General features: G+C 38.5%; 13 protein-coding genes. 8 read left to right on the top strand and 5 right to left on the bottom strand.

Annotated features, from left to right (window positions below):
* Positions 1 to 10 precede the first annotated feature (10 nt).
* From bamB to GNP81_RS12860, 4 genes are all read left to right on the top strand, one after another.
* Positions 11 to 1,168: an outer membrane protein assembly factor BamB gene (bamB, locus tag GNP81_RS12875; protein WP_155672892.1), complete on the top strand. Its 1,158-nt coding sequence runs from the start codon at positions 11 to 13 to the stop codon at positions 1,166 to 1,168.
* Between the two features lie 181 nt (positions 1,169 to 1,349).
* Positions 1,350 to 2,852 carry a ribosome biogenesis GTPase Der gene (der, locus tag GNP81_RS12870; protein ID WP_011261369.1) on the top strand — a complete coding sequence of 501 codons (1,503 nt, stop codon included), beginning with the start codon at positions 1,350 to 1,352 and terminating at the stop codon, positions 2,850 to 2,852.
* Positions 2,853 to 2,931: 79 nt separating this feature from the next.
* Positions 2,932 to 3,807, top strand: a complete 876-nt coding sequence (locus GNP81_RS12865; RefSeq protein ID WP_155674713.1) for an alanyl-tRNA editing protein — start codon at positions 2,932 to 2,934, stop codon at positions 3,805 to 3,807.
* Positions 3,808 to 4,124: 317 nt separating this feature from the next.
* On the top strand, positions 4,125 to 4,358 hold the full coding sequence (locus GNP81_RS12860) for a zinc ribbon domain-containing protein (RefSeq protein ID WP_012533706.1): 234 nt from the start codon (positions 4,125 to 4,127) through the stop codon (positions 4,356 to 4,358).
* Here the strand turns inward: GNP81_RS12860 and xseA are convergent.
* Positions 4,351 to 5,700: an exodeoxyribonuclease VII large subunit gene (xseA, locus tag GNP81_RS12855; protein WP_155674715.1), complete on the bottom strand. Its 1,350-nt coding sequence runs from the start codon at positions 5,698 to 5,700 to the stop codon at positions 4,351 to 4,353. The two genes, GNP81_RS12860 and xseA, sit on opposite strands and share 8 nt — an antisense overlap.
* 208 nt (positions 5,701 to 5,908) lie before the next feature.
* Here xseA and guaB point away from each other — a divergent pair, with 208 nt between their 5' ends.
* The 3 genes from guaB to GNP81_RS12840 all read left to right on the top strand — a co-directional run bounded on the left by guaB (position 5,909) and on the right by GNP81_RS12840 (position 10,980).
* Positions 5,909 to 7,372: an IMP dehydrogenase gene (guaB, locus tag GNP81_RS12850; protein WP_155672887.1), complete on the top strand. Its 1,464-nt coding sequence runs from the start codon at positions 5,909 to 5,911 to the stop codon at positions 7,370 to 7,372.
* Between the two features lie 219 nt (positions 7,373 to 7,591).
* Complete coding sequence (guaA, locus tag GNP81_RS12845) at positions 7,592 to 9,145, top strand: glutamine-hydrolyzing GMP synthase (RefSeq protein WP_005417959.1); 1,554 nt, start codon at positions 7,592 to 7,594, stop codon at positions 9,143 to 9,145.
* A gap of 275 nt (positions 9,146 to 9,420) precedes the next feature.
* Positions 9,421 to 10,980 (top strand): AbgT family transporter, encoded by a 1,560-nt coding sequence (locus GNP81_RS12840; protein ID WP_155672886.1) that lies wholly within the window; start codon positions 9,421 to 9,423, stop codon positions 10,978 to 10,980.
* 88 nt (positions 10,981 to 11,068) lie between these two features.
* On the opposite strand, the gene GNP81_RS12835 is transcribed toward GNP81_RS12840, so the two are convergent.
* The 3 genes from GNP81_RS12835 to GNP81_RS12825 are packed head-to-tail and all read right to left on the bottom strand — an operon-like array spanning position 11,069 to position 13,447.
* The gene (locus tag GNP81_RS12835; RefSeq protein WP_155672885.1) at positions 11,069 to 11,704 is read right to left on the bottom strand and encodes a helix-turn-helix transcriptional regulator; all 636 of its coding nucleotides are present in this window, start codon (positions 11,702 to 11,704) and stop codon (positions 11,069 to 11,071) included.
* A 59-nt stretch (positions 11,705 to 11,763) separates the two neighbouring features.
* On the bottom strand, positions 11,764 to 13,041 hold the full coding sequence (locus GNP81_RS12830; RefSeq protein ID WP_155672884.1) for an L-cysteine desulfidase family protein: 1,278 nt from the start codon (positions 13,039 to 13,041) through the stop codon (positions 11,764 to 11,766).
* Positions 13,042 to 13,066: 25 nt separating this feature from the next.
* The gene (locus GNP81_RS12825; protein ID WP_155674717.1) at positions 13,067 to 13,447 is read right to left on the bottom strand and encodes a Rid family detoxifying hydrolase; all 381 of its coding nucleotides are present in this window, start codon (positions 13,445 to 13,447) and stop codon (positions 13,067 to 13,069) included.
* Positions 13,448 to 13,743: 296 nt separating this feature from the next.
* Between GNP81_RS12825 and GNP81_RS12820 the strand changes: the two genes are divergently transcribed.
* Complete coding sequence (locus GNP81_RS12820; protein WP_012534003.1) at positions 13,744 to 15,048, top strand: SLC5/6 family protein; 1,305 nt, start codon at positions 13,744 to 13,746, stop codon at positions 15,046 to 15,048.
* Between the two features lie 70 nt (positions 15,049 to 15,118).
* On the opposite strand, the gene fghA is transcribed toward GNP81_RS12820, so the two are convergent.
* Positions 15,119 to 15,961, bottom strand: coding sequence for an S-formylglutathione hydrolase (fghA, locus tag GNP81_RS12815; protein WP_005417968.1), 843 nt, complete (start codon positions 15,959 to 15,961; stop codon positions 15,119 to 15,121).
* Between the last annotated feature and the right edge of the window lie 239 nt (positions 15,962 to 16,200).

The raw sequence follows: 16,200 nt of genomic DNA, 5'->3' as shown, positions 1-16,200 counted from the left end.
GGACAACTGAATGCGTAAGGTGTTAAAAAAAGCGGCGTTATGTACCTTTGGTTTCTCGATGCTTTTTGGCTGTGCGAGTGAAGAAGATACAATCGTAATGGCACCGGTTCCTGTTGTTCAGAATCAATTTGAACCAACAACGGAATGGACAAGTTCAATTGGTGATGGTGTTGGACATTATTTTTCACGTCTAACACCAGTATATGCTTATCAAAAAATATACGTTGCTAGTCGAGATGGTCTTGTTAAAGCTCTGGATCCTGAAAATGGCAAGACCATTTGGGAAAGAGATTTAGAGCAAGATGATACAGCTCGACTATCTGGTGGTTTAACACTGACTTACGGTAAAGTTTTTATTGGTTCTGAAAATGGTGAACTTATCACTCTTGATGCAGAAACCGGTGAAGAGTTATGGCGTGAGAAGGTGGATGGTGAAGTATTAGCTAAACCACTGGCTGATGAAGGTTACGTCATGGTTCACACCAGTCGTGGAGCATTAATAGCTTTTGATGCAGAAACGGGTGTGGAACAATGGCAAATCAATAGTGAAGTACCAAACTTAACACTTCGTGGTGATAGTGCTCCTGTGAGCATTTCAGGCGGTGTGTTTTGGGGGATGTCTAATGGTCGCTTAGCGGCAGCGTTGATTTCAAAAGGTCAACTATTATGGCAACAACCAGTTGGTACACCAAAAGGTGCGACAGAAATTGATCGTTTGGTTGATGTTGATGCTTCACCACTGATCCTTGGTAGTCGACTATTTACTATTGGCTACAATGGCCAGTTAATTGCGTTAGATTTACGTACAGGCCAACCGGTATGGAAACGCAATTATTCATCAGCTATGAATATGTCATCTGATGGTAAGCGACTCTTCTTAGTAACAGAGAAAGATCACGTTGTTGCTGTTGATGCTCGAAGTGGTACTGAACTTTGGAGCAACGAAGAGTTAGAGTATCGTCAATTAACATCACCAATGATCATTGATAGCTATATTGTTTTAGCGGATAGCGAAGGTTATTTACATTGGTTAGATAGAGATACTGGGCTGTTTATGTCTCAACAAGAGATAGACAGTGATGGTATTGCCGTTTCTCCAATTTTAGTTGAAGACAGCTTCCTCGTTGTTACTCGCGAAGGCGATATCAAAAAAATGCGAATTAAATAATATTTATTTGCTATAATTGTGAATTGGCTCCAAGTCCTTTTGGTTTTGGGGCCTTTTATTGTTTTTAGATAGTGAAAGATAATCCAATTTGGTGATGGCTTTATGTGTAATGAATCAGTCAAAACCATCATCAAATTGGTATTAGCTCGCGCTATGCCTATGATTAAATAAAGAGGTATATATGATTCCTGTTGTTGCTCTGGTAGGGCGTCCAAATGTTGGTAAATCGACGCTATTTAACCGTCTTACACGCACAAGGGATGCATTAGTTGCTGACTTTCCTGGTTTAACTCGTGACCGTAAATACGGACGAGCTAAGTTAGAAGAGCAAGAATTCATTCTGATTGATACCGGCGGTATCGATGGAACAGAACAAGGCGTTGAAACTAAAATGGCAGAACAGTCATTAGCTGCGATCGAAGAAGCTGATGTTGTGCTATTTATGGTTGATGGTCGTGCTGGTTTAACATCTGCAGATGAAGCCATTGCAAAACACTTACGTTCACGAGAAAAGCCAACGTTCTTAGTTGTTAACAAGATCGATGGTATTGATGCTGATGCTGCAAGTGCTGAGTTCTGGCAATTAGGTATGAATAAAGTATACCAAATTGCAGCTTCACACGGGCGTGGTGTAACGTCTTTACTCGAACTTGCTTTAGCTCCTTTTATGGAAGAGCTTGTTGAAGAGTCTTTGAAAGATGAAAACGGTGAAATCACTGATTTAACTGAATTTGAAGATTTTGAAGACGAAGAGAAAGATCTAACTGAAGAAGATGCAGAGAAAGATTTTGCTCGTCTTCAGGATCAACCTATTAAACTAGCTATCATTGGTCGTCCAAACGTAGGTAAATCGACACTGACTAACCGTATTCTTGGTGAAGAACGTGTGGTGGTTTACGATATGCCTGGTACAACTCGTGACTCTATTTACATTCCTATGGAACGTGAAGGTCAAGAATACGTATTAATTGATACTGCAGGTGTTCGTCGTCGTGGCCGTATTAATGAAACCGTAGAAAAATTCTCTGTAATCAAAACATTAAAAGCCGTTGAAGATGCAAACGTTGTTCTACTGGTGATTGATGCTCGTGAAAACATCTCAGATCAAGATTTAAGTTTATTAGGTTTTGCGCTTAATGCGGGTCGTTCATTAGTAATTGCTGTGAACAAATGGGATGGTTTAGATAACGATGTGAAAGAAAAAGTAAAATCTGAACTTGATCGCCGTTTAGGTTTTGTTGATTTTGCTCGTATTCACTTTATTTCAGCTCTACATGGTACTGGTGTAGGTCACTTATACGAATCAGTTCAAGAAGCATACGTTTCTGCTACTAAGCGTGTTGGTACTTCTGTTCTAACTCGTATCATGAAAATGGCACAAGATGATCACCAACCACCATTGGTTCGTGGCCGTCGTGTGAAGCTAAAATACGCTCACGCAGGTGGTTACAATCCACCACTTATCGTTATTCACGGTAACCAAGTGAAAGAATTACCATCTTCATACAAACGTTTCTTAATGAACTACTACCGTAAGTCTTTAGAAATTATGGGCACTCCAATTCGTATTCAATTCCAGAATAGCGAAAACCCATTTGAAGATCGTGGTGGCAAACTAACTATGTCGCAAGAGCGTCAACGCAAGCGTCTGTTAGGTGCAGTGAAAAACCGCAACAAGAAGTAATCCAGAGTTACGTTCTTAAATGTATATTAAATAATAAAACGCCCATCTAGTTGTTGGGCGTTTTTTTTAGGTAAAAATCATGACTCAATTAGCAGCAACCGAAATTTTATTTTGTCATAACACATGGCAATCAGACTCCACAGTGCTACTTATCAAAGAAACAGAGCAAGGAAAGTGGGTAATTACTAAAGAGACGCCATTCCACCCTGTTAGCCATATTTGGCCAGATCACCCAGAAGATAAAGGTGTAATACTGATTAATAATGAAGAATACTCAGTACTTGCTTGTCAAACTGGAGCTATAGAACTTGCTACAGGTGAGCTTTATATTGGAAAAGATATTCCAATTAAACGTGGCGAAGAGGGATGGGTCTTTGTTGTTTCGCATTTAATCTCTAAAGATGCGGATATAGCAGTAGAAAATATTGTTACTTTGCGTGTTGATGAGGAGTATCAAAAAGCATTAAGTCGTGGTCATAGTGCAGGGCATATTGCTTATTTAGCACTAAATAAAGTGCTTCATGCTAACTACTGGCGTAAAGATGCTGATAGAAAAGACGAATTAGGTCACTATAATTTTAATAGCTATGCGCAAGAAACCAGCTTTGTATCTGAAGATCATTGTGAAGATGTATATCGTTTAGGTAAAACATTACGTAAGCGTGGTCTTAATAGTGCAGAGATGATGGCGGATCTTAAGACAATAGAAGAAGCAGTCAATCATCAAATTATTGAGTGGCTTGCCCTAGAAAGCCAAGTAACTATGCAATGTGATGGTAAAGCGTTAACCGATTCACGTTACTGGATAGTAGATTTTGGTATAGATGGAATAGCAAAACTTCCTTGTGGTGGTACGCATGTTAGTTCATTTAAAGAATACGCAACAATTACCGTCAAATTGGAAGAGAAAAGCGAACAAGAGCTCCTTATGCTAACAACATCGATTAAAAAATAATCTAAAAAATGGAAATTACATTCCATGTATATTTCATTCTGCATTTTGTGTAATTAGAGTATTTTTCACTGAAAATCATAAGCCAAAGAATGATTGATGTGCTGGATCTTCTGATATTAAATGTTAAATTTAGATTTTAATGTGGTTTTAAATTGAAAAACAGCATATGTAACTAATGCTTTCGGGGTGTGGTTATATAAATGTTCTTAAAGGGCATGATCGCTGATCAGATCCCTATAAGCATGAAGATCCACATCATTTGAATATACTGAATAAAGAGTATTATTGAATAAGAACGATTAAAGAAGGAATGAGTGATGCAAGAAAATCAATGTCCAAAATGCCAATCTGAATTACGTTGGCAGAAAGAGGGTTATCATTGTGACTTTTGTCAGATAGATTTTAAGAAAGTGGCTTATTGCCCTGATTGCAGTAAAGAAATGGAAAAGCTTAATGCTTGTGGCGCAGCAAGCTATTTTTGTCATGATTGCAATGAACTTAAGTCTAAATCACGAGCAAAAACGGAATTTTCTGAAATTGCAATTAGCTAAGTTCAGATGTTTTAGTTACCGTTGATGTAATATCACCATCAGCAAAACGAGTGGTAATGTTATCACCTAACTCCACTTGTTTTGTTGAAGTGATGATCTTCCCATCTTGATTATGGGTGATGGAGTAACCACGCATTAAGGTAGCTAAAGGACTCACTGTATCTAGCTTCTCTGCAGCCAGAGCTAATTGATGACGTTGCATTAATAGATTTCTATCCATTGAATCTAATAAGCGACGTTTGAGTTCTTCAATGTGTGATTTATCTTGAGAGATTCTTTTTGTCGGAGATAAATTATTTAATCGTAGCGTTAAGTTTTCAACTCTGTGTTGCTGACGTTGGAGGCGTTGCTGAATATGATTCATCAATCTCTGATTAAGATCATCTAAGCGTTGGCTTTGATTGTTTAGCTGCATCTGAGGATGTTGCTTTTCAATTCGGTGTTGATAAGCCGATAATGAACGCTGTTGATGTGATAAATAACGTTCCATTGCACTATTTAAACGGCGTTTTTGATGAGCAACGGTTTGTAACTGCGTTGATAAATCACGGCTAACTAATTCAGCAGCTGCTGAAGGTGTAGGTGCACGAACATCAGCAACAAAGTCTGCAATAGTAACATCAATTTCATGCCCTACAGCACTCACGATTGGGATCCCACTTGCTGCAATTGTTCTAGCTACAATCTCTTCATTAAAACACCAAAGATCTTCTAATGAGCCACCGCCTCGACCGACAATCAAAATATCACATTCATTGCGAGTGTTAGCTCGTCCAATGGCTTGAGCTATTTGTATAGCGGCACCGCTTCCTTGAACCATGGTTGGATAAATAACAACAGGTAGGTTTGGATCTCGTCTTTTTAATACATGGAGAATATCAAAAAGGGCAGCCCCTGTTTGTGAAGTAATGATACCAACACGTCTTGGTTGTTCAGGTAAGGGCTTCTTAGCTGTTTGAGCAAATAACCCTTCAGCAGCCAGTGACATTTTGAGTTGATCAAATTCTTGTTGAAGACGGCCATCTCCCTCTGGTTGCATACTTTCAATGATAAGTTGATAGTCACCACGAGGTTCGTAAAGAGAGAGGCGGGCTTTAACAAGAACTTGTTTACCGTTTTGTGGTTTAAAGGTAACTCGTCGGTTATTGCCTTTAAACATGGCACATTTCACTTGTGCTTGACTGTCTTTTAAAGTGAGGTACCAGTGGCCAGAAACAGGCACGGTAAGATTGGAGATTTCGCCGACTAACCAGACAATTCCCATCTCGTTCTCTAATAATAGGCGAACTTCAGCATTCAATCGAGAGACAGTAAAGATACGAGGATTGGAATCGAGAGACATCAGAATGCCTTAGACATGGCTATAGGAATTAGCGGCAATATAATACATATCAAGGGGGTAATTGCAAATTAAAAATAAATAAATGTGTAGCCAAGCGTTTGCGCTATGCGTATAATCCGTCTGCAATATCAAATCCAAAACACTTTATTATGCGAAACGATAAAGTGGGATTTATTCCTTTAAACACCTTTGTTGTGAGATATTGCAAATGCTACGAATCGCAAAAGAAGCTCTAACCTTCGATGACGTTTTACTCGTCCCAGCACACTCAACAGTTCTTCCTAACACTGCTGATCTTCGCACTCAGTTAACCAAGAACATTTCTCTGAATATTCCAATGATCTCAGCATCTATGGATACGGTAACAGAAGCGCGCCTTGCTATTGCATTAGCGCAAGAGGGTGGCATCGGTTTTATCCACAAAAACATGTCTATTGAACAGCAAGCTGAAGAAGTTCGCCTAGTTAAAATCTTTGAAGCTGGCGTTGTTTCTGCTCCTGTCACTGTTCGTCCAGACGCAACTATTCAAGATGTTAAAGAACTAACAGAGAAACACGGCTTTGCTGGTTTCCCTGTAGTAACTGAAACTAATGAACTTGTTGGTATTATCACTGGTCGTGATGTTCGCTTTGTAACTGATTTATCTAAGAAAGTTGACGTTGTAATGACGCCAAAATCGCGTTTAGCTTCTGTTAAAGAGGGCGCTACTCGTGAAGAAGTTCAAGAGAAAATGCATGAAGCGCGTGTAGAAAAAGTATTGGTAGTGAACGATGAGTTCCAACTAACCGGTATGATCACTGCAAAAGATTTCCATAAAGCAGAACGTAAACCAAATGCATGTAAAGACGAGCGTGGTCGTCTACGTGTAGGTGCTGCAGTAGGTGCAGGCGCTGGTAACGAAGAGCGTGTTAAAGCACTAGTAGAAGCGGGTGTAGATGTTCTATTAATCGACTCTTCACACGGTCACTCAGAAGGTGTTTTAAACCGTATCCGTGAAACTCGTGCAGCATACCCAGATTTAGATATTATTGGTGGTAACGTTGCAACAGCGGCTGGTGCAAAAGCACTAATCGAAGCTGGTGTAAGCGCTGTTAAAGTGGGTATTGGCCCAGGTTCAATCTGTACAACTCGCATCGTAACAGGTGTGGGTGTTCCTCAAGTAACAGCAATTGCAGATGCAGCAGCAGCGGCGGCTGAATACGGTATTCCAGTTATCGCTGATGGTGGTATTCGTTTCTCTGGTGATATCTGTAAAGCAATCGTAGCTGGCGCATCATGTGTGATGGTTGGCTCAATGTTCGCAGGTACAGAAGAAGCACCAGGTGAAGTGATTCTTTACCAAGGTCGTTCATACAAAGCATACCGTGGTATGGGTTCACTAGGTGCAATGTCTCAAGGTTCTTCAGACCGTTACTTCCAATCAGATAATGCAGCAGATAAATTGGTACCAGAAGGTATCGAAGGTCGTATCGCATATAAAGGTCGTCTAAAAGAGATCGTTCACCAACAAATGGGTGGTCTACGTTCAAGCATGGGTCTAACAGGTTCTGCAACAATTGAAGACATGCGTACTAAAGCTGAATTTGTTCGTATCTCAGGTGCAGGCATGAAAGAGTCTCACGTACATGATGTTCAAATTACGAAAGAAGCGCCTAATTATCGTTTGGGTTAAAAGAAGCGCCTAGGCTAATTTTTCTTAATTTTCTTTGCAGAATCTTCCGATTTCGTTGTCAAAGGTACTCATTTACACTTGTAAACTCCGTGCCTTTTCCTAGAACTCGAATGATTCTGCTTTGAAATATAAAGAAAAAATACTTTGTACCAAATTCAATTTTAAGCGTGTGGTTTATATGAAAGCCACACTAAATAAATGATTTTTTGAGAAAGACTAATGACGACTAATATCCACGATCAACGTATTCTTATTTTAGATTTTGGTTCTCAATACACGCAGCTTGTTGCGCGTCGTATTCGTGAGATTGGTGTTTACTGTGAGCTTTGGAGCTGGGATGTAGAAGAATCTGACATCCGTGATTTTAATCCAGACGGTATTATTTTATCTGGTGGACCTGAGAGTGTTACAGAAGAAAACTCTCCTCGTGCACCACAATATGTATTTGATTCAGGTGTTCCTGTATTTGGTGTGTGTTACGGCATGCAAACAATGGCAGAGCAACTGGGTGGTAAAGTTGCAACATCAACTGAACGTGAGTTTGGTTATGCAGCAGTACAAGTAACAGGTGAATCAGCGTTATTTAAAGATCTTGAAGCAACTCAAGATGTTTGGATGAGCCATGGTGATAAAGTCGTTGAAATTCCATCTGATTTCGTAAAAATTGCAGAGACTGAAACCTGTCCATACGCTGCAATGGCGAACGAAGAGAAAAAATACTACGGTGTTCAATTCCACCCAGAAGTAACTCACACTAAAAATGGCATGAAAATGCTTGAGAACTTTGTTCTTAATGTATGTGGTTGTGAAGGTTTATGGACATCAGCTTCTATTATTGAAGATGCTGTTGCTCGAATTAAAGAGCAAGTAGGTGATGATGAAGTGATTCTTGGTCTATCTGGTGGCGTTGACTCATCAGTAGTTGCAATGCTTGCTCACCGTGCAATTGGTGACAAACTAACGTGTGTATTCGTTGATAACGGTTTACTACGTTTAAATGAAGCTGATCAAGTAATGGAAATGTTTGGCAATAAATTTGGCCTAAACATTATTCACGTTAATGCTGAGCAGCGTTTCCTTGATGCACTAGAAGGTGAATCGGATCCTGAAGCAAAACGTAAGATCATCGGTCACGTATTTGTAGATATCTTTGATGAAGAATCTAAGAAACTGAAAAATGCTAAATGGTTAGCACAAGGTACTATCTACCCTGATGTTATTGAATCAGCAGCATCTAAAACAGGTAAAGCGCACGTAATTAAATCACACCATAACGTTGGCGGTTTGCCAGATGATATGGAAATGGGTCTTGTTGAGCCTTTACGTGAATTATTTAAAGATGAAGTTCGTAAGATCGGTCTAGAACTAGGCTTGCCTTACAACATGCTTTACCGCCACCCATTCCCTGGTCCAGGCTTAGGTGTTCGTGTTCTTGGTGAAATCAAGAAAGAATACTGTGATTTACTACGTCGTGCTGATGCTATCTTTATTGAAGAACTACACAATGCAGATCTTTATAATAAAGTATCTCAAGCATTCACTGTATTTTTACCTGTTCGCTCAGTTGGTGTAATGGGCGATGGTCGTAAGTACGATTGGGTTGTTTCTCTACGTGCTGTTGAGACTATCGACTTTATGACTGCGCATTGGGCACATTTACCATACGATTTCTTAGGTAAAGTATCTAATCGTATTATTAATGAAGTTAATGGCATTTCTCGTGTAGTTTACGATATTTCAGGTAAGCCACCAGCAACAATTGAGTGGGAATAATCCTCAATAATTGTTGATATAAATTCTATTTATTAAAGCGCCGAAAGGCGCTTTTTTTGTTTCTATTGTAATGCAAATATTAATGTTGTTAGATATATGTTTCATTGAAACATTAATTTACAAATTAAACATTTGTATAGCGCTGAAAATGCAATGTATTAAGCTTTTCTTGGCAATATCTGGTTTACACTGATTTAGCAAAGGAATAGATAAAGAATAAAAAAAATCAAATCTCTTTATCTTTAAATACAACATTACAGAAAATGGAGTTACTAATGAGTAACCAAGTAGCAGAGAAAACCCCTAAGCTTAGCGGCATGGATCGTTTTCTGAATACAATTGAACGAGTAGGTAACAAGATACCAGATCCTGCACTATTGTTTTTTTGGGGCCTTTTAATTGTTTGGGGTCTTTCAGCGCTATTATCACAAGTACAATTTGACTTAATTCACCCTGTAACCCAAGACGCGGTTCAAGTGAAAAACCTTTTAACTGGTGATTCTCTAGCAAACTTTTTAGCAACAATGGTAACGAACTTCACGGGCTTTGCTCCTTTAGGTATCGTATTGGTTGCTATGTTAGGTGTTGGTGTTGCAGATACTTCTGGCTTTATTCAAACTGGCCTAAAGAAAATGCTTAACTTTACGCCAGCTAAACTATTAACACCTATGCTTATTCTTGTTGCTATCGTTTCGCATACAGCAGCAGATGCAGGTTACGTTTTAGTTATTCCTCTAGGTGGTATTATTTTCCACGCAGCAGGCCGTCATCCACTAGCTGGTATCGCAGCAGCATTTGCTGGTGTATCTGGTGGTTTCTCTGCAAACTTTATCCCATCAGGTATTGATCCATTACTGGCTGGCTTTACTCAAACAGCCGCTCAAGTACTAGATACTTCTTATATTGTTAACCCATTAGCAAACATTTACTTTACTGGTCTTTCTTCAATTCTAATTGTTGTGATCGGTTGGTATGTAACAGATAAGATTATCGAGCCTCGCTTAGCAAATACACCAGTAGACGAAGATGCTGAAGAAGCACCTGACTTAGGTTCATTCACTGAGATTGAATCAAAAGCATTCAAATTTGCTGGTTGGGCAATGGTTGCAGGTATTGCATTATTAATTGCTTTAATCTATCCAGAAAACTCAGCACTTCGCTCTCCTGATGGTGAAATTACGTCATTTTCCGCACCATTAATGAAGTCAATTGTTCCACTTATCTTCATTCTATTTATTATTCCTGGCATTGTTTATGGCCGTGTTTCAGGAACATTTAAGAGCAGTAATGATGTAATCAAAGCAATGTCACAAACGATGGGTACAATGGGTGCATACATGGTTATGTCATTCTTCTGTGCACAATTCTTAGTGGCATTCAGTCAATCAAACATCGGTACAATTCTAGCAATGTACGGTGCTGATTTCTTAAAAGCGATGGACCTACCAGGTCAAATGACCATTATTGGTATGATTTTGCTAACGGCAATGGTTAACTTATTAATTGGTTCAGCATCAGCTAAATGGGCTCTAATTGGTCCTGTACTAGTACCTATGCTAATGGGTGTTGGTATTTCACCTGAACTTTCTCAAGCGGCTTACCGTGTTGGTGATTCAGTTTCGAATATCATCTCACCTCTAATGGTATTCTTCCCATTAGTAGTGGTTTATTGCCAACGTTACGTTAAGTCTACGGGTATCGGTACTCTTGCTTCACTAATGATGCCATTCTCTATTGCTATGTTAGTTGGTTGGACTGTGTTCCTACTTGCATACTGGGCTCTAGGTATTCCACTAGGTATCCAAGCACCATACACATATCAGTTACCGGGTTAATATCCGATTAGTGTTATTAAGCAATAAAGCCCTGAGAATGTTGAATTCTCAGGGCTTTTTTTATAAGGGTAAGAAAGAGTTATTGGTATTATTTGAACTTTCTTAGGTATCGATAAACAGAGTCTTTAGATACATTAAGAATATTCGCCGTTATTTGAATTGCATCTTTAATATTAAAAGCGCCTTGGTGGTGTAAGCGCTCAACAATGGTTCTAACTCGACGTGAAACGGCAATGGTTTCATCTTCAAATACATCATGTTGAATTTTTGCAATTGAATCAGTAAGCATTTCAATACTGTCTTTAGCAAACGTTTCTGGTGATGCTGTGAGCTGATTGGTTTGAGGAAATAGATCCATAAAGAAACTGTTCATTGGAACATCAAGATTTGAATTAATACAAAGTAAGGCAATTGGGGTGCCATCTTCATTTCTAATTATCGATGTGACAGAGCGTAGCAATTCCCCTTTTTCTGTACGAGTAAAATAAGGGGTAGAGACATCAGAATCTGTTTTTAATTTCTCTAGTGCTAGGTTCGTGATAGGTGCACCGATGCCTCGGCCAGTTACATGCCCATTAGCTATTTTAATAATGGATGGGTTATCCGAGTCTAAAGAGTGCAATACCACTTCTACATGTTTACCAAACATTGCAGCAATGCCATCAACAATACTGTAAGTTGATTTGAGTATGAGTTTATCGGCTGTAGTCAGTTTATGTAGCATATATGTTCTTTATGTTGGTGAAATGAGATGTCACTTAACGAGTAAGTGACATCTTTTCATTATGACGCCATTATTTCAATGATTTCATGATCAATATTTGGCATACCTGTTGTGATCATTCTGCCAATGTTTTTAATTGTTTTTTCAACATCATCAGCGATCACGCCTTGTTTCGTTACACAATGATCATTTAATGCTAATAGAGCGGATTTCATTGCTGACTGAGCGCTACTTCCCACTTTCATTGCGCATGTTGATTTTGCACCGTCACAAATCATACCGCTGGTATCACTGATGGTATTTTGAATGGCTGAGCAAGATTGTTCAAACGTGCCACCAGCTAGATATACCATTGCCATTGATGCTGCTGCAGACGTAACAGCATTACCACAAAAAGCAGAAAGTGGTGGGTAGTGAGATTTAATGTAAATGGCACCAAGATGACTCATGATAAAAGCTCGAGCTAATTTTTCATCATCAGCATTAAAAAAGTCAGCCATTTTTACTACTGGTATAGTTGCCGCAATGCCTTGGTTACCACTGCCATAATTCGACATGGCTGGCAGCGTCGCGCCTCCCATACGAGCGTCAGATGCTGCAGAAGTATAGATCAAAATGTCACTATCTAGACTTTTAGCAAGTAATCCTTTTTCAATGTTCTTTTGATAGGTGCGACCAACTTCTAAACCGTAAGGGTTATTTAAGCCTTCTTGAGCAAGAGCGATATTTAACTCTTTTGCCTCTAAAATAAATTTAATGTCATCAAACTCTGCTTGGGTAGCAAAGTCATAAATTGATGAGATAGTGATATCAACGCCATCACAAATTGACGCTGTAGATGTTTTTGGTAAAGAGGAATCCAGCGTGAAAATGACGTTACCATCAAGACGTTTTTCAATAATTAGAGTGTGACCACCACTAATGGTAACTTCAGCACTATGAAGTGCATTTTTGGCAATAACTCGGCAATAAATAAACTCGTCAGTGGTTTCTCTTTGAACGACTACGCAGCCATTATCAATGAGACTTTGTGCTTCATTTACTTCTTCTTCAGTTATCTTAGCTAATACTTCTAAGCCGGCATCAGGATTACCACCTATGGCTCCAGTTGCTGCTGCAATAGCAAGACCAACTCTACCTGTTCTTGGCACAAAAACACCCATGCTATTTTTGTATAAGTTATCAGAAACAAAAACATCTATTGTTTCTGGTTTTGAACCAAGCATCTGTGTAGCTACGCTTGCAGCATAAGCAGCACAAATTGGTTCAGTACAGCCAAGAGCTGGTTTTACAACACCTTGTAAAATATCAATGTACTGTTTCCAGATAGAGTTCATGATGGTCACCTTTTATCTCTAATTATTATTTTTGATGTGCAATCGCTTCAACTTCAACTAATACGCCAAGTGGAAGATCTTTAACGGCAAAACATGATCGAGCAGGGCAGTCTGTTTTGAAAACGGTTTTGTATACTTCGTTAAACGCTGCGAAATCAGTAATATTGGCAAGATAGCAAGTTGTTTTTAAAACTGTATCTACATCACCACCACCAGCTTCAATAACAGCAATTAAATTTTGTAGAGACATTTGTGATTGTGCCGTGATTCCACCCTCAACCACTTTACCAGTAGAACCATCTACTGGTAATTGACCTGATGTAAAAATAAGGCCGTTAAATTGTGTGCCATGAGAATATGGGCCAATAGCTTCAGGTGCAGATGCAGCAACAATAATTTCTTTCATATAAACCTACTTAATTGCAATAAATTTTGAATTTTAACTCTTATTTTAAGTTGTGCAAAAATAGTTGCATCCAACTTGTTTGGTGAATTTATGCTTAATTGACAAGCAATGCAATAGGTTTCTGTTGTTTTTGTGTTTATTTTTCGAACTGAGATCTCGCTATCATTTCAAATAAAATTGCATTGTTATTTTTATGATTAAGAGTAAATTCTTCAAAAGTTGCATTTATGCCTAGAAAGTATGATGCATTATTAATAATAAAAAATAGCGTACCCTACACAAAGATGGAGTTTTATATGAACACAGCTACATTGCCGAGTCATCATCATGAGAGAGATGGAATGAATGACTCTGAGTGGAAAAAAGCGACGAAATTCGATAGTACTGATATTGGTTGGATTGTAATCAGTATTGGTATGGCTATAGGCGCAGGGATTGTTTTTTTACCTGTTCAAGTTGGTATTATGGGGCTTTGGGTTTTTCTTTTATCTTCAATTATTGGTTACCCAGCCATGTATTTGTTTCAAAAACTTTTTATTAATACTCTCGCAGAAGCAAAGACATGTACGGATTACCCTGGCGTTATTACTGGTTATTTAGGTAAAAACTGGGGGATAGCTTTAGGTGTTCTTTATTTCATTATGTTGGTTATTTGGGTATTGGTTTATTCATTAGCGGTAACTAATGATAGTTCTTCATATCTGCATTCTTTTGGTGTTACAGAGGGGCATTTAAACGATAATGTATTTTATGGTTTAGGTCTGATTTGTATTCTTGCATTCATTGGTTCAAAAGGTGAAAAGTTACTGTTTAAACTTTCTGGTTTTATGGCTGTAACGGTTTTATCTTTAGTGGCAATTATGGGGCTATTACTTGTATCTCGTTGGGATATGGCAAATATTCCAGCAATGGGATCATTTGGTCCAATGTTAAAAGATGCGATCATCACACTTCCTTTTACATTAACATCAATCTTATTTATCCAATCATTAAGCCCGATGGTTATTTCATACCGTTCGCATGAAAAATCTATTGAGGTTGCTCGCTTTAAAGCGCTACGAGCAATGAACATTGCTTTTGGTATCTTGTTTGTTGTTGTTTTCTTCTTTGCTGTTTCTTTTACTTTTGCGATTAGCCAAGAGCAAGCGGCAGAAGCAATGAATAAAAATATTTCAGCATTAGCGATTATTGCACACTACTTCCCTGGTAGCTGGGCAACGATTACAGGTATCGTGATTAATATCTTCGCTGTTGTGACATCATTCTTTGGTGTGTTTATGGCATTCCAAGAAGCGTGTCGTGGTATTGCCATGAATATACTATTAAGACGTATGGATGAATCTGCAATTAATAAACAATTGGTAAATAAACTAATTACTGTATTCATTATATTACTTGCATGGTCTGCTGTTGCGTTAAATGCGCCTATCTTATCTTTTACTTCGATTTGTAGTCCTGTTTTTGGTTTGGTTGGTTGTTTAATTCCAGCTTACCTTGTGTATAAAGTACCTACACTTCATAAGTACAAAGGTGTGGCAACTAATCTAATTATTATTACTGGTATTCTGCTTTGTATCTCTCCAATACTTGCATTTATCTAAGAGTATTATTTTCTAAATAACATAAAAAAAGCCCAGAGATATCCTCTCTGGGCTTTTTCTATTTATGCTGTTACTTATTTAAGTGAGATGCGTGAAATTCTAAATGCTCATCAATAAATGTTGAGATGAAGAAGTAGCTATGGTCGTAGCCAGGTTGCATTCTAACTTCAATATCAGTACCTGATTTCTCTGCCGAAGAGAGAAGATATTCAGGTTTTAATTGTTCTTCTAAAAAGCCGTCAGCTTCACCTTGGTCAACTAAGATCGGAAGTTTTGAGCCTTTTTTAAGAAGTTCAGAACTGTCGTATTCTAACCAAGCTTCTTTATTATCACCTAAGTATAAACCTAACGCTTTTTGTCCCCAAGGGCAGTTAATTGGGCTAGCAATAGGACTGAATGCAGAAATTGATTGATACATGTCTTGGTTTTTTAAGCCGATAGTAATAGCACCATGACCACCCATACTGTGACCCGAAATCGATTTTTTATCTGATACAGGGAAGTGTTCTTCGATTAATGATGGTAGTTCTTTTGTCACATAATCATACATATGGTAATGACGGTTCCAAGGAGCTTGAGTTGCATTTAAGTAGAATCCAGCACCTAGGCCAAAATCGTATGCACCTTCTGCATCATCAGCAACGTCTTCACCTCGAGGGCTTGTATCCATAGCCACAATAGCAATACCTAACTCAGCAGCTTTTTTGAAAGCGCCAGCTTTTTGCATGAAGTTTTCGTCAGTACAAGTTAAGCCTGATAACCAGTATAAAACAGGAACCGGATTACTTTCAGATGCGTTTGCAGGTAAGAAAATAGCAAAGCGCATATTGCAGTTTAGAGATGATGAAGTATGTGTGTATTGTTTGTGCCAACCACCCGCAACTTTTGCTTGGCTGATATTTTCGATTGTCATGATGAGCCCTTTTATATTTGATTCGTATCAGCGAGATCACTGTATTGAATAGGTATCTACTGGTTGATTTTGAAGTGCTTTAAAATAAAGAATGAAACACTCAGTAAGATTATCTATACATTGCGCCACCTACGCAGATAAGCATACTGTCTTTATATAAAGCACTTGGAGATCAAAAGTAGAATAGGGGCTAGAGTATCTAACCCCTTATTTTTACTTATTTATCCATATGCAGAACA

The sequence above is a fragment of the Aliivibrio fischeri genome, assembly GCF_009727955.1.
Classification (GTDB): Bacteria; Pseudomonadota; Gammaproteobacteria; order Enterobacterales; family Vibrionaceae; genus Aliivibrio; species Aliivibrio fischeri_A.
Note: the sequence above shows the minus strand (reverse complement) of the source record. Positions and strands in the feature narration are given on the sequence as shown.

What these genes read in the sequence shown, in the direction of transcription:
- GNP81_RS12860 (WP_012533706.1), top strand. Translation starts at nt 4,125, where the DNA reads ATGCAAGAAAATCAATGTCCAAAATGCCAATCTGAATTACGTTGGCAG.
- GNP81_RS12835 (WP_155672885.1), bottom strand. Translation starts at nt 11,704, where the DNA reads ATGCTACATAAACTGACTACAGCCGATAAACTCATACTCAAATCAACT.
- GNP81_RS12840 (WP_155672886.1), top strand. Translation starts at nt 9,421, where the DNA reads ATGAGTAACCAAGTAGCAGAGAAAACCCCTAAGCTTAGCGGCATGGAT.
- guaA (WP_005417959.1), top strand. Translation starts at nt 7,592, where the DNA reads ATGACGACTAATATCCACGATCAACGTATTCTTATTTTAGATTTTGGT.
- GNP81_RS12820 (WP_012534003.1), top strand. Translation starts at nt 13,744, where the DNA reads ATGAACACAGCTACATTGCCGAGTCATCATCATGAGAGAGATGGAATG.
- fghA (WP_005417968.1), bottom strand. Translation starts at nt 15,961, where the DNA reads ATGACAATCGAAAATATCAGCCAAGCAAAAGTTGCGGGTGGTTGGCAC.
- GNP81_RS12830 (WP_155672884.1), bottom strand. Translation starts at nt 13,041, where the DNA reads ATGAACTCTATCTGGAAACAGTACATTGATATTTTACAAGGTGTTGTA.
- bamB (WP_155672892.1), top strand. Translation starts at nt 11, where the DNA reads ATGCGTAAGGTGTTAAAAAAAGCGGCGTTATGTACCTTTGGTTTCTCG.
- der (WP_011261369.1), top strand. Translation starts at nt 1,350, where the DNA reads ATGATTCCTGTTGTTGCTCTGGTAGGGCGTCCAAATGTTGGTAAATCG.
- guaB (WP_155672887.1), top strand. Translation starts at nt 5,909, where the DNA reads ATGCTACGAATCGCAAAAGAAGCTCTAACCTTCGATGACGTTTTACTC.
- xseA (WP_155674715.1), bottom strand. Translation starts at nt 5,700, where the DNA reads ATGTCTCTCGATTCCAATCCTCGTATCTTTACTGTCTCTCGATTGAAT.
- GNP81_RS12825 (WP_155674717.1), bottom strand. Translation starts at nt 13,447, where the DNA reads ATGAAAGAAATTATTGTTGCTGCATCTGCACCTGAAGCTATTGGCCCA.
- GNP81_RS12865 (WP_155674713.1), top strand. Translation starts at nt 2,932, where the DNA reads ATGACTCAATTAGCAGCAACCGAAATTTTATTTTGTCATAACACATGG.